The 23633-nt window shown below is 48.0% G+C and carries 16 protein-coding genes; 12 read left to right on the top strand and 4 right to left on the bottom strand.

Translation table 11 applies throughout. The annotated features are described in order from the left end of the window. Positions 1-90 precede the first annotated feature (90 nt). The 11 genes from IE055_RS17210 (at position 91) to IE055_RS17160 (ending at position 19098) form a co-directional block, all read left to right on the top strand. Entirely contained in the window at positions 91-2883 is a 2793-nt protein-coding gene (locus IE055_RS17210) for a 2-oxoglutarate dehydrogenase E1 component (RefSeq protein WP_189402934.1), read from the top strand. Between the two features lie 80 nt (positions 2884-2963). Beyond that, positions 2964-4184: a 2-oxoglutarate dehydrogenase complex dihydrolipoyllysine-residue succinyltransferase gene (gene odhB / locus IE055_RS17205; protein ID WP_189402933.1), complete on the top strand. Its 1221-nt coding sequence runs from the start codon at positions 2964-2966 to the stop codon at positions 4182-4184. A 31-nt stretch (positions 4185-4215) separates the two neighbouring features. Then, entirely contained in the window at positions 4216-5640 is a 1425-nt protein-coding gene (gene lpdA / locus IE055_RS17200) for a dihydrolipoyl dehydrogenase (protein ID WP_189402932.1), read from the top strand. Between the two features lie 127 nt (positions 5641-5767). After that, on the top strand, positions 5768-7141 hold the full coding sequence (locus tag IE055_RS17195; RefSeq protein ID WP_189402931.1) for a phosphomannomutase/phosphoglucomutase: 1374 nt from the start codon (positions 5768-5770) through the stop codon (positions 7139-7141). Positions 7142-7151: 10 nt separating this feature from the next. Then, positions 7152-8951: a chloride channel protein gene (locus IE055_RS17190; protein ID WP_189402930.1), complete on the top strand. Its 1800-nt coding sequence runs from the start codon at positions 7152-7154 to the stop codon at positions 8949-8951. A 412-nt stretch (positions 8952-9363) separates the two neighbouring features. After that, the gene (locus IE055_RS17185; protein ID WP_189402929.1) at positions 9364-11559 is read left to right on the top strand and encodes a TonB-dependent siderophore receptor; all 2196 of its coding nucleotides are present in this window, start codon (positions 9364-9366) and stop codon (positions 11557-11559) included. An 88-nt stretch (positions 11560-11647) separates the two neighbouring features. Then, complete coding sequence (locus IE055_RS17180; RefSeq protein ID WP_189402928.1) at positions 11648-12364, top strand: ABC transporter ATP-binding protein; 717 nt, start codon at positions 11648-11650, stop codon at positions 12362-12364. Further along, positions 12365-13801, top strand: a complete 1437-nt coding sequence (locus IE055_RS17175) for an ABC transporter permease (RefSeq protein ID WP_189402927.1) — start codon at positions 12365-12367, stop codon at positions 13799-13801. Continuing rightward, positions 13798-15045 carry a DUF3526 domain-containing protein gene (locus IE055_RS17170; protein WP_229794349.1) on the top strand — a complete coding sequence of 416 codons (1248 nt, stop codon included), beginning with the start codon at positions 13798-13800 and terminating at the stop codon, positions 15043-15045. Before IE055_RS17175 ends, IE055_RS17170 begins: the two co-directional genes overlap by 4 nt. A 97-nt stretch (positions 15046-15142) precedes the next feature. Further along, on the top strand, positions 15143-15343 hold the full coding sequence (locus tag IE055_RS17165; protein WP_189402926.1) for a hypothetical protein: 201 nt from the start codon (positions 15143-15145) through the stop codon (positions 15341-15343). A 710-nt stretch (positions 15344-16053) separates the two neighbouring features. Then, a complete protein-coding gene (locus IE055_RS17160; protein ID WP_189402925.1) occupies positions 16054-19098 on the top strand; it encodes a CARDB domain-containing protein in 3045 nt (1014 codons plus the stop codon). 338 nt (positions 19099-19436) lie between these two features. Here IE055_RS17160 and IE055_RS17155 read toward each other — a convergent pair whose 3' ends face one another. The 4 genes from IE055_RS17155 to IE055_RS17140 form a co-directional block, all read right to left on the bottom strand. Beyond that, a complete protein-coding gene (locus IE055_RS17155; protein ID WP_189402924.1) occupies positions 19437-20297 on the bottom strand; it encodes a hypothetical protein in 861 nt (286 codons plus the stop codon). Positions 20298-20390: 93 nt separating this feature from the next. After that, on the bottom strand, positions 20391-20801 hold the full coding sequence (locus IE055_RS17150) for a hypothetical protein (RefSeq protein WP_189402923.1): 411 nt from the start codon (positions 20799-20801) through the stop codon (positions 20391-20393). Positions 20802-21251: 450 nt separating this feature from the next. Further along, complete coding sequence (locus tag IE055_RS17145) at positions 21252-21869, bottom strand: TrmH family RNA methyltransferase (RefSeq protein ID WP_189402922.1); 618 nt, start codon at positions 21867-21869, stop codon at positions 21252-21254. A gap of 527 nt (positions 21870-22396) precedes the next feature. Continuing rightward, a complete protein-coding gene (locus IE055_RS17140; protein ID WP_189402921.1) occupies positions 22397-22738 on the bottom strand; it encodes a hypothetical protein in 342 nt (113 codons plus the stop codon). 345 nt (positions 22739-23083) lie between these two features. On the opposite strand from IE055_RS17140, the gene IE055_RS17135 reads away from it, so the two are divergent. After that, positions 23084-23633, top strand: a 550-nt coding sequence (locus tag IE055_RS17135; protein ID WP_189402920.1) for an IS110 family transposase, incomplete at its 3' end; no start/stop codon positions are given.

Below are 23633 nucleotides of genomic sequence, written 5' to 3'. Positions count from 1 at the left end.
CTTTTATTTCGCGTCTTGAGATCTGAACAACGCCGACGCAGCTTGTACAATCCAAATTAAAAAACCATTCATATACGATTACTGAAAATCATGAGCTCTCCTGCTGATCCGCGCAGCCTACTCAATGGGCAAAATATAGCTTTCCTGGAAGACGTCTACGAACAATATCAGGAAGACCCCAACTCGGTACCGACCGAATGGCAACAGTATTTCTCAAGTCTGTCGTCGATGGAATCCCCTATGGCGACCAGCACGTCATCCGGCTCAAGTCTGGATGCCGCCATGGCCACCAAGCAGGGTTCAGTGTCACGCCTGATCAGCACCTATCGTGCGATGGGCCACAAGCTGGCAAAAATTGATCCCATTAATGAGATGGAAGCCCAAGACGCTTCTGAATTGGCGCTTGAGTATCACGGTTTGTCCGCGGCCGACTTAGACACCGTGTTCGACACCGGCCCTCTGCGCGCACCCGATCGTCTGCCCTTGCGTGATATCGTCGCGATCCTAAAGGCCAACTACTGTGGCTCTATCGGTTACGAATACGGTCACATGGCAAGCGCACAGCAACGCCGTTGGTTGCGCACGCGGCTGGAACAACCCGTCGGTCACGACCCGTTTGATGCCAAACAAAAGAAACATATTTTGAACCGCCTCACTGCGGCCGAAGGGATGGAACGGTATCTGCATACCAAGTATGTCGGCCAAAAGCGGTTTTCGCTTGAAGGCGGTGAGAGTCTGATCCCGATGCTGGATCACATCATTCATCAGGGCGGCGCGGAAGGTGTCAAAGAAGTCGTGATTGGGATGGCCCACCGAGGCCGCCTAAACGTCTTAGTCAACATTTTAGGTAAAGCACCGCGCACATTGTTTTCAGAGTTTGAAGGCAAGCACGACATTAATGAACTTGCTGCCAGCGGCGATGTGAAATACCACCAAGGTTTTTCGTCTGACATTCAAACCTCAGGCGGACCCGTGCACTTATCACTGGCGTTCAACCCTTCGCATCTCGAGATCGTGAGCCCCGTGGTTGTAGGCTCGGTGCGTGCACGCCAACAACGCCGCGACGACCATGAAGGTAACACAGTTCTACCAATTTCAATCCACGGCGATGCCGCGTTCGCGGGCCAAGGCGTGGTCATGGAAACGTTCCAGATGTCCGAGTGTCGTGGCTATCGAACCGGCGGCACAGTGCATATAGTGGTGAACAACCAAATTGGCTTCACCACCAGTCACCCTAAAGATGCACGGTCAACACCATACTGTACAGAAATCGCGAAAATGGTTGGTGCACCGATCTTCCACGTGAATGGTGACGACCCGGAAGCGGTCATCTTTGCAACACAAATCGCGCTGGACTTCCGTATGAAGTTCCACAAAGACGTGGTGATCGATCTGGTGTGTTACCGACGTCATGGCCACAACGAGTCCGATGAGCCATCAGTAACCCAGCCCGTGATGTACAAAAACATCAAGGCGCTGGACACCACCCGACGCTTGTACGCACAAAAGCTTATCGACGCCGGTGTGATCACTGCTGACGACGAAAAGCGCGCCATCGAAGGCTACCGCGAGTCGATGGTGGCTGGCGAGCGCGTGGTACCGGAATTTGTTGAAGTACAACAAGGTGACCATACGGTTGACTGGACGCCCTACTTCAACATTCCTTGGGATCAAAAAACCGACACCAGCTTCAATGCCAAACGCTTGGACTTTTTAGCCGCGCGAATTTTGGATATTCCAGAAGGCTTTCAACTGCATGCCCGCACCAAAAAAATCATGCAGGACCGCGTTAAAATGAGAAACGGTGAGTTAGCGCTGGACTGGGGTATGGCTGAGAACTTGGCCTACGCGACCCTGCTGGATGAAAACTTCGCAGTCCGTATTTCCGGGCAAGACAGCGGACGCGGCACATTTTTCCACCGTCATGCCACCTTGCACAACACGCAAAACAAAGAAGTACATGTACCACTGCGCAATATCAAAGATAAACAGCCGGACTTCTTGGTGATCAATTCTTTGTTATCCGAGGAAGCGGTACTGGCGTTTGAATATGGATACGCCTGTTCAGATCCAAAAACCATGGTGATCTGGGAAGCGCAGTTTGGTGACTTCGCCAATGGCGCTCAGGTGGTGATTGACCAATTTATCTCCAGCGGTGAGTCTAAGTGGGGCCGCCTCAGTGGTTTGACGATGTTCCTGCCGCATGGCTACGAAGGTCAAGGTCCAGAGCATTCATCGGCGCGACTAGAGCGTTATCTGCAACTGTGTGCACAACACAATATGCAAGTGTGCTACCCAAGTACGCCAGCACAGATGTTCCACATGATCCGCCGTCAGATGGTGCGTCCATACCGTAAGCCATTGATTGTCATGACACCGAAGAGCTTACTGCGACACAAACTGTCGACCTCAACGATGGAAGAACTGCACAGCGGTCAGTTCCAAAACGTGATTCCAGAGATCGATAAGCTGAGCGACGACAAAGTACATCGCGTGGTGTTCTGCACCGGTAAAGTTTACTTTGACCTGCTGGAGCAGCGCCGCGCTGACAAAATTGATGACATTGCGATTGTTCGCGTCGAACAACTATACCCATTCCCGCGTAACGAGGTCATTACCGAGTTGAAGCGCTACCCGAATGCCAACGAAGTGGTATGGTGTCAGGAAGAGCCAAAGAACCAAGGCGCCTGGTATCAGATCATGCATCACTTCCGTGCCTGTGTTGAAGACCGACACACGGTTTTGTATGCTGGTCGTGAAGCCTCTGCATCACCGGCTGCGGGGTATCTGGCGGTCCACCGTGAACAGCAAACGCGATTGGTTCACGCGGCACTGGCGCCGATTGACGAACAAGACACGTACCGAGTCGAAGCGCTGGTGTAATTGCCAGCGCCTACGTACCTAATTAACCGAAACGTTTTTAAAGAAACAGCTGAACCTAATTTATTGCAGGAGCAAGCACCATGTCAGTTGAAATCAAAGTTCCCATCCTTCCAGAATCGGTGTCAGAAGCCACCGTTGCCACCTGGCACAAGCAAGTCGGCGACGCCGTCAGCATCGACGAAAATATCGTGGATATCGAGACCGAAAAAGTGGTTTTGGAAGTTCCAAGTACTGTTAACGGTGTAATCAAAGAATTACTCGTTGAAGAAGGTGCAACGGTAGGTGAGCAAGATGTCATCGCGATCGTTGAAGAAGGTGCCAGCGCCGCTGCACCAGCTGAAAAAGCGGAAGAAAAAGCCCCAGAGCCAGCTGCCAAATCAGAAGCACCTGCAGAAACCAATTCTGAAGATGCCGACAAGTTGAGCCCAGCTGTACGCAAAATGCTGGCTGAGAACAATCTGTCTGCCTCGGCGATTAAAGGCACTGGTAAAAATGGTCGTATATTGAAAGAGGACGTGCTTGCCCACCTCGAGAACGCATCCAGCGCGCCCGCTGCCAGCAGCAAATCCGCCGCACCGGCAAAAACACCGCAAGCTGGTGAACGCAACGAGCGACGCGTACCAATGACACGTTTACGTGCAACCATTGCTCGTCGCTTAAAAGAAGCGCAAGACACGCAGGCCATGCTGACGACCTTTAACGACGTCAACTTGCAAGCGGTGATTGATCTGCGTAGTCAATACAAAGAGCTGTTTGAGAAAAAACATGGTACCCGTTTGGGCTTTATGTCTTTCTTTGTGAAAGCCGCCATTGAAGCGCTGAAACGCTTCCCGGCAGTAAATGCTTCCATTGACGGTAACGACATTGTGTATCACGATTACTACGATGTTGGTATCGCAGCGTCGTCACCGCGTGGCCTAGTGGTACCGGTCCTGCGTGATGTGGATCAGATGAGCTTTGCGGATGTTGAGAAAAACATTGGCGAATACGGCCAAAAAGCCAAAGACGGCAAGCTGACTATGGAAGACTTGGTTGGTGGTACCTTCACGGTGTCCAACGGTGGTGTGTTCGGCTCCATGCTGTCAACGCCGATCGTCAATCCACCGCAAAGCGCTATTCTGGGTATGCACCGTATTGAAGAGCGTCCTGTTGCCGAGAACGGTCAGGTCGTGATTCGCCCGATGATGTACCTGGCATTGACGTATGACCACCGCATTATTGACGGCAAAGAGTCCGTGTTATTCCTACGCACCATCAAAGAGTGCTTGGAAGACCCTGCCCGTTTGCTCCTCGAGTTGTAATAATTAGTACCGGAACGAGTTAGAGAAAATTATGTCCGAAAAATTTGATGTCATCGTAATCGGCGCAGGTCCGGCCGGTTACGTCGCCGCCCTCCGCTGCGCACAGCTAGGCATGAACACCGCCTGCGTAGACGATTGGCAAGATTCCGAAGGCAACCCGTCGTTAGGCGGCACCTGTTTGAACGTTGGTTGTATTCCATCGAAGGCTCTGCTGGATTCATCCGAAAAGTACTCGCAGACACAACATGAATTTGCGGATCACGGCATTTCGGTCGGCAAAGTCGAGCTTGATGTCAGCAAAATGATTGAACGCAAGAACGGGATCGTCAGCAACCTGACCAAAGGCATCGCAGGTCTGTTTAAAGCCAACAAAATCACTTCTCTGCACGGTCGCGGCAAACTGCTCGCGAACAAACAGGTTGAAGTGAGCAAAGACGGCAAAACTGCAACCTACAGTGCCGACAACGTGATTATCGCAGTTGGTTCGGAGCCAATCTCGATTCCGGTCGCACAAGTCGACAACGACGTGATTCTTGACAATGCCGGTGCACTGGATATCAACAAAGTACCCAAGAAACTAGGCGTCATCGGAGCCGGTGTGATCGGCCTTGAGCTGGGCAGCGTTTGGAAACGCCTGGGTTCCGAAGTCACGCTGTTCGAAGCGATGGACGAATTCCTGGCGCCGGTCGACAAACAATTATCGCGCGAAGCGTTCCGCACCTTCACCAAAGGCCAAGGGCTAGACATTAAGCTTGGCGCAAAAGTCACGGAAACCAAAGTCAACAAAAAATCGGTTCGAGTCACCTATGAACTGAACGGTGAATCTCATTCTGACACTTTCGATAAGCTCATTGTGGCGGTCGGACGCCGTGCGAATACGCGCGACATTGCCAGCGATGATGCCGGGCTGAAATTGGATGAGCGCGGTCGTGTCGACGTTGACGACCATTGTCGCACGAGTATCGACGGTGTTTACGCAATCGGGGACGCAGTCAAGGGCCCGATGCTCGCCCACAAGGGTTCTGAGGAAGGTGTGTTTGTCGCAGAAGTGATTGCTGGACAAAAACCACACCTGAACCACGATACCGTTCCTTGGGTAATCTACACCCATCCGGAGATTGCTTGGGTTGGCATCACTGAAGAACAAGCCAAAGCGCAAGGCATTGACTACAACACCGGTTTTTTCCCGTTCGCAGCCAATGGTCGTTCCATGGCAATGAACGAGAAAGGTGGCCGTGTAAAAGTAATTGCCGATGCTAAGACCGATCGCGTGCTTGGCGTCCACATTCTGGGCCCAAATGCCTCTGAGCTGATCGCTGAAGCCGTACTCGCGATGGAGTACTCCGCCTCCACCGAGGACATTGCGCGCACTGTTCACGCACACCCAACGTTATCTGAAGCACTGCATGAAGCTGCATTGGCCACTACTGGTCGCGCGCTGCATAAAGTAAACTAATCAATCCCTGAACGCCTGACGACGGGTTGCCGCAGTCAGGCTGGTGATCGAATCCGCGTATCACTGATGATAGTCGGATTCGGTCCCAAATCTCGGCCCCTTAGTAAACCAACCTCCTTCAATCGATATGACCTTTCCGCATTCTATTTTTAAAGCTTACGACATCCGCGGCATTGTGGATGACACGCTCACCGTCGACATTACCAAAAAAATTGGCCAGGCGGTCGGTAGTGAAGTAATTAAAAATGGTGGCAAAAGCATCGTTATCGGGCGTGATGGCAGGTTATCTGGGCCTATGCTGTCCGAAGCGTTAGCAGACGGACTGCGTGCCAGCGGCGTTGACGTGATTGACGTTGGGGTAGCGCCCTCTCCGGTGGTTTATTACTCCAGCTACTCGAAAGACATTCCGTCCTGTATCGCCATCACCGGCAGCCATAATCCACCGAATTACAACGGATTTAAAATGGTGGTCGAGGGTACTACCCTGTCCGCTGAACGCATTCAGGATTTAAAGCGACGCATTCTGGAACAAGACTTTGAAAGCGGCAACGGCGGTTATGAGTCTCAGCCGATCATCGACGACTACATCAAACGCATTACCGACGACGTACAAGCCGCCAGACCAATGAAGATTGTCATTGACTGCGGCAACGGTGTCGCCGGTGCCACAGCGCCTCAGGTGTTTAAAGCGATTGGCTGCGACGTTATCGAACTGTTTAGCGAAGTGGATGGCACCTTCCCTAATCATCACCCAGATCCTAGCCAGATCGAAAACCTGCAAGACTTGATTCGCACTGTAAAAGCAGAAAACGCTGAATTAGGTCTCGCGTTTGATGGTGATGGCGACCGCTTAGGCGTGGTCACCGCCAAAGGCGAGATCGTCTGGCCCGACCGTCAAATGATTTTGTTTGCACGCGACATCTTGCAGCGTAATCCGGGCAGCGAAATCATCTACGACGTCAAGTGTTCGCGCAATCTGCCGGTTGAAATCGAGGCCGCTGGTGGCCAGCCAACCATGTGGCGCACCGGACACTCGTTTATCAAAGCCAAGCTCAAGGAAACTGGTGCAGCGCTCGCAGGTGAGATGAGTGGCCATATTTTCTTTAAAGAACGTTGGTATGGGTTTGATGATGGTGTCTACGCTGGCGCTCGACTGATCGAACTGCTTGCAAAATTACCGCAGACACCACAAGAAATCTTCGACGCGTTACCAAACAGTATCAATACGCCTGAACTGCGCATTGAGTTCGCCGAAGGTGAGCATTACGCGTTTATGGATAAACTTAAACAGTCCGCCGACTTCAAAGACGCCGAAGTCAGTAAAATTGATGGTTTACGCGTCGATTACCAAGACGGGTTTGGCCTGATTCGACCATCGAACACCACACCGATTCTGGTGCTGCGATTCGAAGCCGATTCAAACGCCGCACTGAGCCGAATCCAGTCTGAATTTAAGGCGCTTATCCAACAAATAGACCCGGCGGTCAACACACCGTTCTAGGAGTTCACCGATGCGCAAACCAGGTTTCGCTGAGCTAATACCTGGTTTCCTGCGCCTCGGTTACCAGCGTTTTCTGGAAGCCCAGCAAGTCCGTCTCGCCAGTCAGGTAGAAGGCCTGCCGATGCTCGCCCTGCTGGGCCTGGTGTGCGGCCTCATCAGCGGCGGTATCATCATCCTGTTTCGACTAGCGGTCGACAGCAGCAGTGCGTCACTATTGCCCAGTGGTACGCCGGAAGGCTTCGATTCTTTGTCGGGCACTACACGCCTGCTGTTATGTTTGGCGGGCGGCCTAATCGTCGGTGTAGTACTGCAATTATTAAAGGCGCGAGCGCGTGATGTTGGCGTGGTACACGTACTTGAGCGACTTGACTACCATCAAGGGCACTTACCCATTCGTAATGCCATTGTGCAGTTTGTGGTAGGTGCCATTGCGCTGGTTTCCGGGCAGTCTGTTGGCCGCGAAGGCCCCAGCGTGCATTTAGGTGCCACCGGCGGGAGCGTACTCGGGCGCATGTTGCGCATTCCCAATAATGGCGTACGCATTCTTGTTGGCTGCGGGGTTGCCGCGGCGATATCTGCTGCGTTCAACACACCGTTAGCTGGCGTTATTTTTGCGATGGAAGTGGTGATCATGGAGTACACCGTGATCGGCTTTACGCCCGTCATCCTCGCCGCGGTAAGTTCTGCCACGCTCACGCGCGTCATATTTGGCGATGACACCGCGTTTTCGGTTCCAGGCATGGCAACCGCCGCCTTAATTGAATTACCGGTTGTCGCGCTACTGGGCGCGCTTGTCGGCTGCCTGGCCGCCGCGTTCACGCACCTGACACTGTTTACCAATAGTTTGTTCACGCGTCAGCCCATTTGGCGACGCATGCTGTTAGCCGGATTGCTAACCGGGCTGATCGCGTTCTGGGTTCCACATATCATGGGCACAGGTTACACCAGTATCGATGCCCTACTGCTGGCAGAACTGTCACTTGGGTTTATTCTGATTCTGCTGGCGGCTAAGTTTACCGCCACGTCCTTGTCTATTGGCCTGGGAATGCCAGCCGGGCTAATTGGACCCATCCTACTCATCGGCGCATCCGCTGGCGCGGCGATCGGCGTCATCATGAATTCGCTTGGCTGGGGCACGGCTGAAGCTGGGTTTTATACCATCTTGGGCATGGCGGCGATGATGGCAGCAACCTTACAAGCGCCACTGGCAGCCTTGATCTACCTGCTCGAGCTGACCACCAGTGAGGCCATCATTCTACCGGGCATGACCGCAGTCATCACGGCATCACTGGTCACCAGAGTGGTGTTTGGTAAATCATCCATCTATCGACATTTGATGCTGAGTCGTGGCCTCGACTACCGCAACAGTCCGCTATCAAAAGCGTTGAGACGAATTGGCGTCGCGAGTGTGATGGACCGTGAAATATTGCAGCAAGAGCGAATTATGAGCGCGCTCGACGCTGAAACACTGTTAAGCAAGGAACCACGTTGGATTCTGCTCAGAGACGCCAAAGGAAGCCGCAAGAACAGCGTTCTACCGGCCACCGACCTAGCTCGTCACCTGAATGAGTTACAGCACGCTAAACCAGTACCCAACCCCGAAGAAATGATACTGGATTTATACAAAATACCGGCCAAACGACTCGACACCGCCGCCATTACGATCGTGGCAACACTCCAAGAAGCCCACGAAAAAATGCTCTCTGAGCAATGCGACGTTTTGTACATCACCGGTGCACACGGCCCGAGCAGAGAACGCATCTATGGCGTGGTCACGCGTGAGCATATTGAGAGTAGTTATCGGGTTTAGAGTGGCCGGGCCTGCCAGGATAGATAAAGCCCTCATCATTGCTCGAGTCGAAGTAGCTCAGATGCGTTTAGTCTCTGGCCCAATCTTACTCGCCTCCCTATTCTTAGAATATGCGTGACTGATTAAAAAAATTAACATGTCCGTGCGTGCCCAGCACGAATCTCGAAAAAATGCGGCAATCCTGTTGAGGCGAATCAGCCAGCAATTCCCTCTAACCCTAATTCTCTCTCATGACCTAAAAATCCGTTTGTTACCTCAAACAGTAATGTTATATTATTACCTTTCAACACATACTCAGCCCAGTCTCATGCCCAAGTCACTCTCGACCATTGTGCCCCAACCGCCCCCGAGCTGCTGTTAACGAATCAAACATCCAATTTTACCTCTATACCCAACCCTGAACAGATCCACTATGAACAATCACAAGCTTAAACCCGTAACATTGCTCCTCGGCCTAACCCTTGGGCTCACCAATGCGCATGCCGAGGACGAACCAACACCGAATGCACCTGAGACGGCAAAAATTGAAGAGCTGTTTGTGCTTGGAGAACGTCGTGCTTACCAGGGCAACTTTGATGCTTTAGAGAGTCCAACAGCGGACCAATTCATGAATGAAGAACTGCTACGGGATGCCGGCTCCATCAATTTAGATGAAGCGCTTGACCTATCAGCTTCTGTGGCTCGACAAAATAATTTCGGTGGAATGTGGAACAGTTTTTCAATTCGCGGATTCTCTGGAGACATCAATTTGCCCAGTGGTTTTCTGGTGAATGGATTTAACGCAGGCCGAGGATTCGGTGGCCCACGTGACTTAGTCGGCATTGCGTCTGTCGAAGTATTAAAAGGCCCTCGCTCAGCCCTCTTCGGGCGCGGTGAACCTGGTGGCACTATTAATCTAGTAACAAAACGTCCAAACTTTGAAACTGGCGGTTATCTCCGTGGCAGCGTCGGCGAGTGGAACCACCGCCGTGTTGAGGGAGACTACCAGACGGTGTTAGGCGAGAGCGAAAACCTTGGTCTCCGCCTGGTTGGGTTCTACGAAGACAGTGATAGCTTTCGTGAACCGGCAGAATCCGAAAAGGTAGGGTTTTACCCCTCTTTGAACTGGAAAATGTCAGACCAAACTAGCCTAACCTATGATTTAGAGTACACCACGCAGGAACTGCCATTTGATCGTGGTGTTGTTTACGCCGAGGAATTCGGATTCTCTCCGCGAGACGTTTTTGTCGGCGAGAATGTCCCCATCGAAACTGAAGTGGTCGGACATCAATTTGAATTTCAGAATAACTTAAGCGATAACTGGAGTTTCTTAGGCGGTGTCGGTTTCCGCGAAACCAGTCTTAATGGGGATGCGTTCGAACCTCAGTTCGGTTCACGCCAAACTTATTTCCAAAACGGTCAGACCATCTCACGTTTCTTCCGCTCCCGTGACTTTGATTCTGAGTATTTTGTACTCAGGGGCGAGCTAGCTGGTGAGTTCAACACAGGCGAACTGCGGCATCGAGTCATTTTCGGGATCGACTACGATAAATTTGACAACACATTGGTTATCGATCGATATCGTTCGAGATTCAGTGGCGATATTAATGCATTGACATCAGCGGATCTCGCTAACGATTTGATCCTTGAAATCGATAACCCTGTTTACGGTGCAAACCTTAATCCGCTCGCGGGCGCGAACACCAATCGAAATGAGGTTCTCAAAGGCTACGGGATTTATATTCAGGACCAAATTGATCTTAACGAGAAGCTACAAATCCGACTTGGTGCGCGATTTGACGACTTTGAACAGGACTTAACTAATCGACTGGCATCTACGCCAACAACCATCACTTCGTCAGATGATCGCTTTTCCCCACAAGTCGGTGCAGTGTATCGAGTGAGCGACGGGTTAAGCCTGTATGCCTCTTACGGAGAAGGGTATCGGCAACAAACCGGACAGGACTTTCAAGGCAATCAATTTGATCCGAACATAACGGAGTCGGCTGAGATTGGTTTAAAAGTTGATCTTGGCGAAATGGCCGACACAATCGAAGGTTCGTTTACAATGGCTTTGTTCCAGATCGAGCAGAGCAACTTTTTAGTCAATGATGATCGGCCGGCGGCGACTGCGGTCGGATTTTTCTCAATTCCAGCGGGTAAAGCTGAGAGCACCGGCCTAGAACTTGACGCCTATTTAAAGTGGGATAACGGTCTTAGTGTTTGGACCTCGTACGCATACACTGACGCAAAGTTCACGAATAGTTTTGCTGATGCTGATGGATTTGGATTCTCTATTGATGCCGGAGACCCTGTCATCAACTCGCCAGAACATCAATTGAACATCCAGACCAGCAAAGAGTTGACGATTCAGGAACTGCCCTTTCGTCTCGGTGGTGGGGTTCTCTACACCGGCGAGCGTAACGGGTTTGTCGGGTCTGACTTCACCTTGCCGGACTACACAACCTTCAGGATGTTTGCAGAGATCAAACCGGTCAATAGCCTGTCTTTGCGTTTGGACGTAGATAACGTATTAGACGAGACATTCTATACCAACTCTTATGCTGACGTATGGGTAGGGCCTGGCGCGCCGCGTCGATGGAGAATGACCATGACCTATTCTTTCTAGCAACTCTAACTGGTACTCAACATGCGCCCACTATCCGGGCCATGAGTGAGATTGTGTACTCAAACTAAAATTCATTAGGAGCTTTTGCATGACAGCCATAGCAGTCAGCGATTTGTTTGTTAGCCGAAACGGTACAGAGGTACTTCAAGGTGTTTCCTTTGACGTCGAAGCCGGCAGTGTCTACGCCTTACTTGGTGGCAACGGCGCAGGAAAATCCACAACACTATTAACACTATTAGGTTTTTTGAGCCCCGACAAAGGCTCAGCCTCAGTTTTGAATAGCGATGTGACGAAGCAAACTAGAGAGCTTCGCAAGCAAATCGCGTATTTACCGGAAGCGGCGACACTGTACCCGCACCTCAATGCATATGAAAATCTTGCGTACTTCTTAGATTTAGCCGGAAAAAAAATACCTCACGTAGCGCTAGACAGCGCCCTAGATGAAGTTGGCCTTCAGCCTGAGTCACGGAAGAAGCACATGGAGAGTTACTCGAAAGGCATGCGTCAAAAAGTCGCTATCGCTCTCGCGATCCTGCGGGAAACACCGATTCTCTTGCTGGATGAACCGACATCAGGCCTCGACCCGATCGCAATTGACGAGTTCAATTTGCTTGTGCGCACACTTGCGGAGCGAGGTAAAACGATTTTGATGGTGACCCATGATGTCTATGGAGCATGCCAAGTCGCTGACCGCATTGGTCTACTACGTCGAGGTGAACTGGTCGGAAGTTTCGACGCCATGAATGGACAAAAAATAGACACTCAAGTTGTACACGCAAACTTTGCTGAGCGAGCGAATTCCTAAATGAATAGTATAGTCCGAATAGCTAGAGAGGAATGGAGGCAGTGGTCGCGCTCTAAGTTGACCGTCCTCTGCTTGATTGTGTTTTCCGCCTTACTATTGTTCACAACAGTGCTCAATACATTGGAGTTACGCGAAGCTCAGCATCAACGCCTCCATCAACAGCAACAAGCTGAAGAGACCTTTTTAAACCAACCCAATCGCCATCCCCATCGCATGGTGCATTATGGCCACTATGTCTTTCGTGCTCCACCGCCGCTCGCCATGTTTGATTCCGGTGTGGATGCGGTTACTGGGCAATCGATGTTTTTAGAGGGGCATCGTCAAAACTCTGCCATGTTTGCCGATGCGCGCGCGCAAGCCCGCACGGGTGGATTCGGCAAGCTGACGCCAGCGAAGCTCTATCATTTGTTTCTGCCGCTTTTGATTATTGCGCTAGGACATGGCGTCATTTTACGAGAGCGAGAGGCGCGCACACTGGGGCCACTGTTATCTCAAGGTGTTACTGGCATCTCTCTATACCAAGGAAAGCTAGTCGCCATGGGCGCATTGATTGGCTTACTTTCTTTGCCGGCGCTTTTTTCCTCAGTAACTTCGAGCTTTTATGGCGAAAGTTTCCTCACCAGCCTGACGCTCTATGTCGGAAACCTACTCTACCTGTGCATTTGGGCCGTGTTAACGCTGCTAGTTTCGATCACGACGCGCTCTCGTGCCGTCGCCTTGGGAGTTTTGTCCACGATTTGGGTTCTCAGCGTGCTGGTTATTCCACGCATTGGCGTCACCTCGGCCAGCGCCAACCTACCATCGGAAGGAAAGATATTGACCGATATGCGTATGAATGAAGATTTACGAAAGCTGGGCGACGGCCACAATGCCGCTGATCCCGCGTTTGCTCAGTTTCGCGTATCCCTACTATCTCAATATAACGTCAAGAGTGTTGAGGAACTGCCGCTGAATTTCCGTGGAATGGTCGCTTCAAGAAGTGAAGCTGAGTTAACTAAAACGCTAAACCTCTATGCGGAAAAACGTATGCAACGAGAGCTTGATCAAGCCAACCATTTATCGAACTTTAAATGGTTATCACCTTATCTCGCGATTAGCGGAGCATCTCGCAACTTAGCGGGCACTGACCTTGAGACGCATCACCGCTTTTTAAGAGAAGCCGAGTCATTGCGATACGATTTCGTCCAGGGTTTAAATCAAGCGCACATTGAAAAGCTGTCGTATCTCGATGACATCAATCGCAACAAAGGAGAAGAAGGCTGGAAGCGAGCACGTGTCGATTCTGACAACTGGCGCGTGTTGAAAGAATTCAGGTTTACACCTGACCCCGCAATGGAACGAGTAGGTCGCGCGACACCTAAGCTAGGGGCACTCTTGATTTGGCTTGTCGTCATACTCGGCCTCGGCATGATCACCGCTAGGAGGCTGAAACCATGATGCGTGAACTGAAATTTATGCTCCACGACAAGGCGGTATGGGTATGGTGTTTACTGGCACTTACCTTTTCGGCATCTGCGGTGGTGTTAGGAACAATTGAAGTACGCCAACAGCATTTGGAAATCGCCGAGTTACAGCAATTGGATCAAATTGAACGACAGGTGACTCTCTCAAAACAGTCCGATTGGGGGTCAGCTGCCTACTACACGTTTCATTTAGCCTTTGATCCACCCTCGAACTTTGCTTATGCGGCTCTCGGTCAACGCGATGTAAGCCCTTGGAAGCATCGCATTCGTATGCTTGCCTTGGAAGGTCAAATCTACGAAACAGATGCCAATAACCCAGATTTTGCACTGATCGGACGATTTGACTTTGTCTTCGTAGCAAGCCTAATTGCCCCACTGCTAGTCGTCTTATTATTGTTTGACCTTCGTTCGGGTGAGCATGTGGCTGGACGGTTAAACCTAATTGAGGCGAGCGTTGGCAGCACACGAAAGCTTTGGTGGCAACGTTCAATACTGCGTATTTTAGCGTTAACCACTGCGCTCTGTCTGCCAGTCGTGATCGGAGGGCTTGTCGCTGGAACCGCCCCATCGACACTCGCACTCTGCGTCTTCGCGGTTTTCCTCTACCTTATTTTCTGGATGGCGATCTCGTTGTGGCTAGCAACCGCCAATCGAACGGGGTCTTACAATCTTACTATCCTACTTGGTGTATGGCTTTTATTCTGCGTTATCGTCCCAGCCACACTCACGCAAGTCATAGACAAAACTGTCCCGATGATCGATGGTGGCGAAATCGTGTTAACCCAACGGGAAGCAGTCAATGATGCATGGGACCTGCCCAAACACGCCACGTATGCGGCTTTCCTTGTACAGCACCCAGAATGGCGCGAGCACACAGCCTGGAACGATGAAGACGGTTTCGAATGGAAATGGTATTACGCCTTTCAGCAGGTTGGTGACCAGAAGGTTGAGTCCCGCAGTCTAGCTTACCGACAAGGTCAAGCAAGAAGAGACGAGCTCGCAAACTGGCTAGGCTTAATTTCACCTGCCACCCTACTTCAGAGACAATTAGAGGCGCTTGCAAATACAGACGTTCGTTCAGCATTAGAATTCGATCAACAAGTCAGAAACTTCCACGCTGATCTGCGCGCATGGTATTACCCGAAGCTGTTCCAAGCTGAAAAGTTTGACACAGAGAAAGCCATGAGCACCATTCCAAAATTTGCGCCATCAAAGTAGGTTCGAATACGATCTAGCAACTGTTGAATCGCGGGCTTGACTGCCAGACTAGCCCGCTTTTTCGAGTATTGCCTCTCAATTCATGGACCCTCAAATCATGTTGGAGCGATATAAAATCCCAGCCAAACGACGCGACACCGCCGCCATTGCGATCGTGGCAACACGCCAAGCAGCCCACGAAAAAATACTCTCTGAGCAATGCAACGTTTTGTACATTACCGGTGCACACGGCCCGAGCCGAGAACGCATCTATGGCGTGGTCACGCGTGAGTATATTGAGCGTAGTTATCGGGTTTAGAGTCGGTGCTGAATTGAATTCAGCGTTGTTGTAGGCAGGGTATTTTTCGACTTAATACTAGCGAGATACGCTGAAGTATCAGTTTGGAGTCGGGAAAGTGAAATTACTTCGTATGACCCACCGTATATCGCTCGCACCTGCTGCTGAAATCATGCGCGATAGATAATTAAATAACCTACGTATATTGGGTTAGGAACGCCGCCACTCACCTCAAGATCATAGATTAGATACACCTTTGGCCACATAAAAACTAGACTAACGTCGCTTTTCTCACATAGCATCCTTTGGCTACACTTAACATCTGGCGTTCGTTCTAATGAGAAGAATAGGAGGCTGCTGATGGTATTCGTGTTACTGATTGCAATGTCGGATGTGTACGCACATGACGGGCGAACGAATTCGGTATGCTTTGGAAACTCTCAATCCATATTCCATAGATCCGAGTCGGGGTGGTTCGTCACCATATATTTTCAGAGCCTCACCATATGGCCCACATATCTCTAAAACAACTGCACTCGTACTTGTCATGAACCGATAGTAAAAGTTACCGTGAATTGGAACGGCTAAGAGACAATCACGCCGATCATTTGGGACAGGCTGACTTTTACGATTTATTAAAAATCAAAATTTACGAAGAAGCGTCAAAAATTAACATAAGCATGAAAACAAAAGAGCGTACACCCAACTTATTTGACTCTCAAAAATAAATCATGAAAAAAAGCCTCCAATCAATAATGCAGGAGCTGGCGCACAAGAGCCAGCTAGCTTATTCCTTTGTGCAAAGATACGACAACGACATCTCCGGTCTTTCACTGAAAAAACTGGAGGCTGGTGATCACGAACTAGATCGACAAGTGCATCATGCATTCAAGGAGAGGCCAAACTGGCAAGCGGAAATCTTACAATTCGCTAGCTGGGCAGAAACAATGTCTCTTAAAGAATCAGAATCACCTATTTCAGATCAACTAGAGTTTAAAGAACCTCCCTCACAACGGGAAAAACATCAATCTGTTCAATCTGGTAGGCCAATGGATGAGACGTCCAGTGATAGCTGGAAATTCACGCTCCCGATGGGCTATATCCGATCGATTACCGAAACGACTGGCGAATTTAGTAGAACGTCTATCTCAACATCGGCTGCGCTGATTGTTGATTCAAGAATAACTCCTGAAGAATTCGCCGAAGAAAGGAATTCGAGTACTCGGGAGGTGGCGAACCTTTCAAAAGTTGACGCTCTTATTGGAAGTTTTGATACAGAATCCAATGGGCTGCAAATGCTCTCTCAAAAAAATACAGAGATCACTTTGGCACAAGTAGATCTTAATTCGCTTTCCAGATACCAGGAATTATACAAAGAACACACCAACTATTACACTAAATCAGCCGCCTGTGATGTCCTAGGGGTACCGAGGAAAGAGCAGATCATAACAGTATCGGTAGATGAAACTCAGTTTAAAGTAGATATTTACTCCTTTTCCAAAGGGGGGAAAAGTGTATGGGGAAAACTACCAGTCACTAAACACAATATGGGGATAGCACAAGATTCCATTTGCGGTTTAGACATTTCTACGGAACAAAATCAAACGAAAGATGCGATCATTTTGGTGATTGTGTTAAGCGGTTTTACAAATGATGGGAAGCTTGTTACTAGTATAATTCGGCTGACTATTAACATCCCCTCCAAGCAAATCAGGTTAAACAAAGTTCAATGCCTGATTTCAGTCCAGTCATACGAAAATGTAAGATTTCTTGGCTCACTCAACCCAAGCGTTATCTGCTTAAATGGATTTGTGTATTTGAATCTGCACAAATTTCATAGCAACAATTTAGTGGGGTACAAATGGACCGGATTAGAATATATCCAAATATGGGATAAAAAGTATCCTGTAGCAATTGCAAATTTGCAGGATTGGGTTTGGATGACCCAAACTACAATGCTTCATAATATCGGTAATGTTATTTATTTTTTATATTCAGAAAATCAACACCAGTGCTTAGAGATATTTTCCCAGAAAAGCAATGGAACTTTGAATAGAGATGAAGAAATGCGGCGTGCTTTCGAATCGGACGAAGGTGATTTCTGGAATTATTCAAGAGGGACTCATATAGGAGAACAGCTATATATAGTTCAAGATTGCTCTAAACTATCACCATCATCCGCAGGGATAAGCAATGTCAAAGTCACCAAGCGTATTTTTAAGCTAAACAAAGATGATAGACAATTTGAAATTGTTGATAAGGGGTACAAGAGAGATTCCAAAGATTTTCAGATATGGCCCTCGGCAGTAGCATTTTCAAATAAAGAAATTAGTACAAGAGACCCAAGGAACTATACAATCACGCATAGGCTACAGCCCTTGGCGGTACTGGACGCAATCCCATTTTCCTCATTGATTGACTACGCAGATGGCGAAATTCCGACACTCACCTTCACGTCTCAAAGTTCTAAACAGGAAAAGAGGAATATCGTGTTCAAAACAAGCCAGTCAAAATCGAAAAAGTTGGAAACTTCCTTCAACTCTATTGGCGATATTTTCGGCACTAAGATCAACGCAGTAGTTTCTAGCAGGTTTGACAAATCAACCGAAAACGCATACACGAGCACAAAAGAAGTTATTCAAAGTGAAATCATTGAGGTTGATAAGCAGGACGTGGTGTTGTACGTGGGGATCAACTACGAAGTATACGAATACCCTGTTTTTATCGGAGACGAGCCATCCGGGCGTTTTTTATTTGTTAGGCCATCATCTCAACCTATGAAGCTTTCAGAGCTAGGACGTAATTTATTTAGAAGAGCCTCGCATCAGGCCGGAAACCTTTTATCTTACCCGCCTAGAGAACCTGAGGATATTCAGCGACTTCTATGGGGAAAAGAGATTAGTGTTAATCCGAATATGCATCGTACCTACAAAATCGAATTCAAGGATTTGAATAATGAGACGAATAGCACATCAATTTCTGCGACAACAACGGTGTCTGGATCAGTTTCAATCGGTGTAGAGTTTCCAGCAATTGTCAGTCTGTCTACAGAAATTGAGTCAAATTTAGAAGAATCTTATCATCAGTTGGAGTTATCGAGTTATACCATTGAAAATACGTTTAGTCTGGAACTTAACTTGCCTAGGTTACCCCCACCTGATCAGGACATCAAAGATTTCAAGATCCATCCATACTTTTACATCGACCAAGCTAATATGATTCGTCTTAGCTATGCAGTGAGGGTCCCTGTTAACAAAGTACTCCCTACTTATTGGCAGCAGTATTACGAGCACCCTGACTTAGGGATGGTTATACCGTATCTTGGCCTTAAAAAAAGTTCACTCAAGCTATTGTCGCTTGATATAAAAACAGAATTAATAGAAGAAGACAGAAAGCTGCGGATTACCTCCACTGTCCGCAACTGGTCGTTGAAACGTGCTAAAAATGTGACAGTAAGATTCTACTATAGTGAAGAAAAAATATTAACATCTACTTTTGATGTCAATAACAAGGAAAAATTAACTATAGTAGGTGATAAGCAAATAGATATCCTGCACCCGAGAGATTCCCAAGATCTAAGCATCGATTTGGAGTACACAAATGAAATTTCATCAGCCCTAGAAACCATGGGATATATCCCTGTATTCGTGGAAATTGATCCTGACAACCATATTAAGGAAATGAGCAAGGACAACAATTTCGCGCTATCCGTTTATCCCGTCACAGTGCTTTACAGACAGTTTCAACAATTCCTCTCTTCACCCGCCGATTTCTAGCAGGTTAAACGTTTTAATGGGCATATATGGATACATACCGCCTGACAGACTCTCATAGTACTGCCAACACAGATGACGCCCACTTACCGAGGCGCATTAAAAACGCGTCCCGCCCGACCACGGGAGGGATATTTAAAGTGTTTGTATGATTCAAGCTCATTCGAGCGGACAAGGTGCTTAGTATTTATATTGGCATGTTCTGTTTGTTGTTTTTTGAACATGATAAATCTCTAAGACAAATCCTAATAGTGCTCGCACAAGTCATAACACCCAATCTCACCCGCGACAATCGAGGGCAGCGTAATTACCGTCCGGTGTAGCGCCTTGTTAGCCACTCGTTACTTCAGTTTTGCGTAACATATCCAGGTATAAAATACTGCCTCATCTAAAAATAGCTTATGAGATAGTTCGCCCGACTGCTCGATTAACGGCTTTGGGGTCGGGTATGTCATATCATCCCACTCGTCGCCCCAGCGGGTCTTGCTGGTCCTGAAAACTGGGGGGAATTCGTAGTAAACATCAAGATTCTTTTTCAGCATCCTCGAATCCACATCGTTCGGAGGAATTTTTTCGGTTTCATACTGAGGGGTTAGCGCAATTGGATTAAGTCCAGCTAGCCGAGCAACAACTCGTCTTGCTGCTTTAGCAACGATACTATTGCCAAGGGTTCTTGATGCAGAGTAAACATGTTCAAAACCCGCATTAGAAAATGCCTTTTTAAGACTATAACAATCGCCTTGTGTCACTGGGTAGTTGTCTTCGAATATAATATGTTTAAACCCAAACCAATTACACTGCTGTAGTCGTTTGTAGGCGTTTTGGTGATCATCGAAGAATACGAGCGAACGATCACTTATTCCAGACCAATCCTGTTCAGCAAAATCCTTATCTAAATATATAGCACGGTCGGAAATATATTGCCGATAGCCTAGATTTAAGTCAATTGAAAACAACTTGGCGTCAGGGCATGCTGTCTCTAGCAGCCAGGTGCTCTGCCCTTTCCATATACCGCTTTCAACGATGATATCCGGGGATAATTGTTTTGCCATGAACCAAACAGCAAACATATGCGGGGCTTTCATACCTCCTTGATTATCTTTGATAGGACGCTCTGCATAGATTGCTTCAAATTCATCGAGATGGGAAATAATTTCAGAACGAGTCCAGGGCGGTACGCCAATGTTCGTAATATTCTGCATTTGATTGTTTCTCCTTAATTCTTGAGGGCCAGCGTCTTTGCAAGGGGCGCATTAAAAACGCATCCGAGCCGAAGACGCTTGTTTTGAGATTTATTAGTCATCTTTCTTTTTCCATAATTTGTAAGTAAGCATGAAGCCAATAATAAGCACGCAGAAAGAAACTGTCTGACGCAATTGACTGGACTCTATAAAGAAATACGACCATTCATGCAGATAGCTTCGATAACCTGGGTATCCAGTAAAAATAATCATAGCGGCAATATAAACTGAATAGATAGCCAAGAAAGTTCCAGCAATCCTATTTGCAAACCGTTTTGAGCGTTTTCGTTCATTAGGTTTTGCCTCTGTAGGTTCAGCCCCTTCCAAATTTATTCTGGCATTTTCGTACCTATCAGGGTGTGTCTCTCGATCTATATGCTCTAAAACATCAAGCAACTCTGAATATGAATACTTTGAGTAATCGGGCTCAAGCATTTGTAAAATTAAAGCAGAGTGTAGCTGCATTTTGGTTGGTGTAGCGCTTTATGTAACATGGCGAAGCCATACACAAAATAGAGCACCAACCAGATTGTCCGCTTGTTAGGTGGCGTATTTTTGGAGATCATTGAATATATCCTTAGCTGTGGGCATATCCAACTCGCCATTTTTAATATGTATGTAGCATGTGCCTAGTGGCTTATAGCTACTTCCATGAGACATGCCGCGATTTACTTCGCTCACATTCACAAAAACTTGTAAGTACTCTTTTCCGTTCTCAGTTCCTGAATCTAGAACGCTCAGACTGAAGATTAACTCGGAATCTGGACCTCGGTACTCCTTATGTGTCTCCCCCCGACTCTTTCAATCCTTGAAGCTGCGTCCAAGTCCATAGTTCAGGCACCGAAACCATGAAACAGTAAAGCTCATGAGCAAGCGTGTAGTCACTGACCATGCGCAGGCCCGCAACCTAACGCCTCAAGAACCGGCGCTGCTTGATTTGTTAGGCCCACGATTGGCACGTTTGTACTTCATTTGATAAGCACGCCTCTGCTTAGTGATTTCATAGAGGACAATACCACTCGTAGTGCCAAGATTTAGGCTTTCAATCATTCCAAACATTGGAATTGATACACAGAACTCACTACGATCTACGGCAATATCACTAATTCCTCTGGATTCGTTACCGAACCAAACTGCAAGCTTGGTGTAAGTTGTGTAATCAGTTTCATGCAAAATTCGATTGTCTTTGCCTTTTACGTGTGGCGATGTAACCACTGAAGCGAACCTGTTCTTCTGCAAATGATCAAGGCAGTCTTCAGTGCTATCGAATCGCTTTACGAAGCTCCATTTTATAGCGGACACCGAGGGCTTTGTGAGAGACTTTCTTTCTCTCATCTCTTCCCAGCCATCAGGTAGTGCCTTGCGACTATCTACTATATAGGTTTTCTCTACACCGAGAGCATTCACATTACGAATAACTGTTCCAATATTGCGAATGTCATTCGGCTCTTCGATTACAGCTATAAGATTTTTACAGCGATAATCCTTTATTTCATCTGCTCTCTTGCGAGCTGTACTTTTTTCTGTTTCCATTGGCTCAATTCGTTGTCTAGTGGCTGGTCCTACCCACGAGAAGTAGACACCAGATTAGGCGCGCATCTCATAGTACTGTTGTTCGTATTGTTTTGAGCTTTGTTAAATGCTTTTACGCTTTTCACGACTCTCCTTTCTAATCATTTTAATTAAGAATTTAAAAAGAAGCACTGATCCGACAATAGGTATAGGTATTGCGAAAAAGCTAACTAAACCAAAAAACGCTCCGTCTTCTAGGAAAATTTCGTAAATAGTCATGAAAACGAATAGTACGCCAATAGCACCTACGAAATTTATGATACTTCCAAGCATAGGCATCGGCTGAAGACTTTCTGAAAGAGCGAACCAAATAAATAATGCTAGATGCATAAGCATCAAGCCAACAAACAGTACGCGATAATATGAAATGGTAGGAACCCTCATTGCGGATACATGTAACGCCTTTAAAACAGGCGCCGCGTTTAAGCGGCGTCGCCGCCAGCATCGCTGACAGTTTCGTTTTTGAACTTGTTAATTACCTTATTCATTTAGTTTGTTTCAAATTTAATATCGGCTGGTTTTTCATAAGTTGGACGCTTTAAATCTGGATCGCCCTCTGCGAGACAGCGAAAAGTAATATCTGCAGTACCACCCGGCAAATGTGATGAAGGGTAAGTATTTATGTTGGTTACCAAAATATACTTGCTAATGGTTTTGCAATGATTATTTGCTTCTTGAAGAGCAAGCTTCTTAGCGCCGACCGTACCGCCCCTCGCAGGTGCAGCATGCATTGAGACGGAAAATGTGTCTGGCCCAAGATTGAGAACGCCAGAACTCGTTGCACAGCCACAAAGTAATAAAACAATAAGAATTAAAGATGCGATTTTCATTGATACCTCCTGTGTAATTAACGCCTTTGCAATGGGCGCGTTGAAAACGCGTCCCGCGCAAAGAGTGAAACGAACGTAGCAAATTTTGCAAACTTGTAGGGTTGATTCCGACACATAAATATCCTTTCTCCATGTTCGTCTTACGGGTAAATTGAGACCCACCTTCGGTAACGGCCGAAGGCCATTGTTAGTAGCTCGATTTGCGACGGGTTTTAAAAACCGATAACAAGAAGGAGCGCTAGCAATCTCTCAAGTTTAACTTCGAATAGTCTTTTGGGATGTGGCCCTGGTGGCGTCGCGGTGCGCAGCACTCAAGCCCGTATAACAAGCAAGAGGTAGCTTAGCATGAACCAAACTGAAATCAATGTCGGCATCGACACTTCCAAAGATCGATTGGACATCGCCATCCGACCTACTGGCGACTTTTTCTCAGTCGATAACAACCCGCATGGCATCAAAATCGCCATCGAACGCCTTGCGCTCGTTCAGCCCGATCGTATCCTGATTGAGGCGACAGGGCGACTCGAACTGCCCTTCGCCTGTGCCGCGTTTAATGCTGGGTTACCCATCGTTATCTGCAATGCATGGCACGTTCACAGCTTTGCTAAAGCCACCGGGCAACTTGCCAAGACCGACAAGCTCGATGCTTTCATCATCGCTCATTATGGCGAAGCGGTTAAACCTGCTTTAACGCAGTTGAAATCCGAAAAACTACAACAAATCAGTGACTTAATCACACTGAGAACACAACTACTAACCATCAGAACACAGCAAAAGAATCGCTTATCTCGCATGCCAAAACCGACACACGCGCCAATACGTCGTGTACTGAAAGCCGTTCAGAAAGAGATTCAAACACTCGATAAGCAGCTCGACAAATTGATTCGCCAAGTAC

This window comes from Arenicella chitinivorans (genome assembly GCF_014651515.1).
Classification (GTDB): Bacteria; Pseudomonadota; Gammaproteobacteria; order Arenicellales; family Arenicellaceae; genus Arenicella; species Arenicella chitinivorans.
The sequence above is the reverse complement of the archived record's forward strand: the minus strand, read 5'-3'. Positions and strand labels throughout refer to the sequence as shown.

Excerpts from the sequence above, each read along its gene's own strand:
- IE055_RS17210 (WP_189402934.1), top strand. The coding sequence starts at position 91 with ATGAGCTCTCCTGCTGATCCGCGCAGCCTACTCAATGGGCAAAATATA.
- odhB (WP_189402933.1), top strand. The coding sequence starts at position 2,964 with ATGTCAGTTGAAATCAAAGTTCCCATCCTTCCAGAATCGGTGTCAGAA.
- lpdA (WP_189402932.1), top strand. The coding sequence starts at position 4,216 with ATGTCCGAAAAATTTGATGTCATCGTAATCGGCGCAGGTCCGGCCGGT.
- IE055_RS17195 (WP_189402931.1), top strand. The coding sequence starts at position 5,768 with ATGACCTTTCCGCATTCTATTTTTAAAGCTTACGACATCCGCGGCATT.
- IE055_RS17190 (WP_189402930.1), top strand. The coding sequence starts at position 7,152 with ATGCGCAAACCAGGTTTCGCTGAGCTAATACCTGGTTTCCTGCGCCTC.
- IE055_RS17185 (WP_189402929.1), top strand. The coding sequence starts at position 9,364 with ATGAACAATCACAAGCTTAAACCCGTAACATTGCTCCTCGGCCTAACC.
- IE055_RS17180 (WP_189402928.1), top strand. The coding sequence starts at position 11,648 with ATGACAGCCATAGCAGTCAGCGATTTGTTTGTTAGCCGAAACGGTACA.
- IE055_RS17175 (WP_189402927.1), top strand. The coding sequence starts at position 12,365 with ATGAATAGTATAGTCCGAATAGCTAGAGAGGAATGGAGGCAGTGGTCG.
- IE055_RS17170 (WP_229794349.1), top strand. The coding sequence starts at position 13,798 with ATGATGCGTGAACTGAAATTTATGCTCCACGACAAGGCGGTATGGGTA.
- IE055_RS17165 (WP_189402926.1), top strand. The coding sequence starts at position 15,143 with ATGTTGGAGCGATATAAAATCCCAGCCAAACGACGCGACACCGCCGCC.
- IE055_RS17160 (WP_189402925.1), top strand. The coding sequence starts at position 16,054 with ATGAAAAAAAGCCTCCAATCAATAATGCAGGAGCTGGCGCACAAGAGC.
- IE055_RS17155 (WP_189402924.1), bottom strand. The coding sequence starts at position 20,297 with ATGCAGAATATTACGAACATTGGCGTACCGCCCTGGACTCGTTCTGAA.
- IE055_RS17150 (WP_189402923.1), bottom strand. The coding sequence starts at position 20,801 with ATGCAGCTACACTCTGCTTTAATTTTACAAATGCTTGAGCCCGATTAC.
- IE055_RS17145 (WP_189402922.1), bottom strand. The coding sequence starts at position 21,869 with ATGGAAACAGAAAAAAGTACAGCTCGCAAGAGAGCAGATGAAATAAAG.
- IE055_RS17140 (WP_189402921.1), bottom strand. The coding sequence starts at position 22,738 with ATGAAAATCGCATCTTTAATTCTTATTGTTTTATTACTTTGTGGCTGT.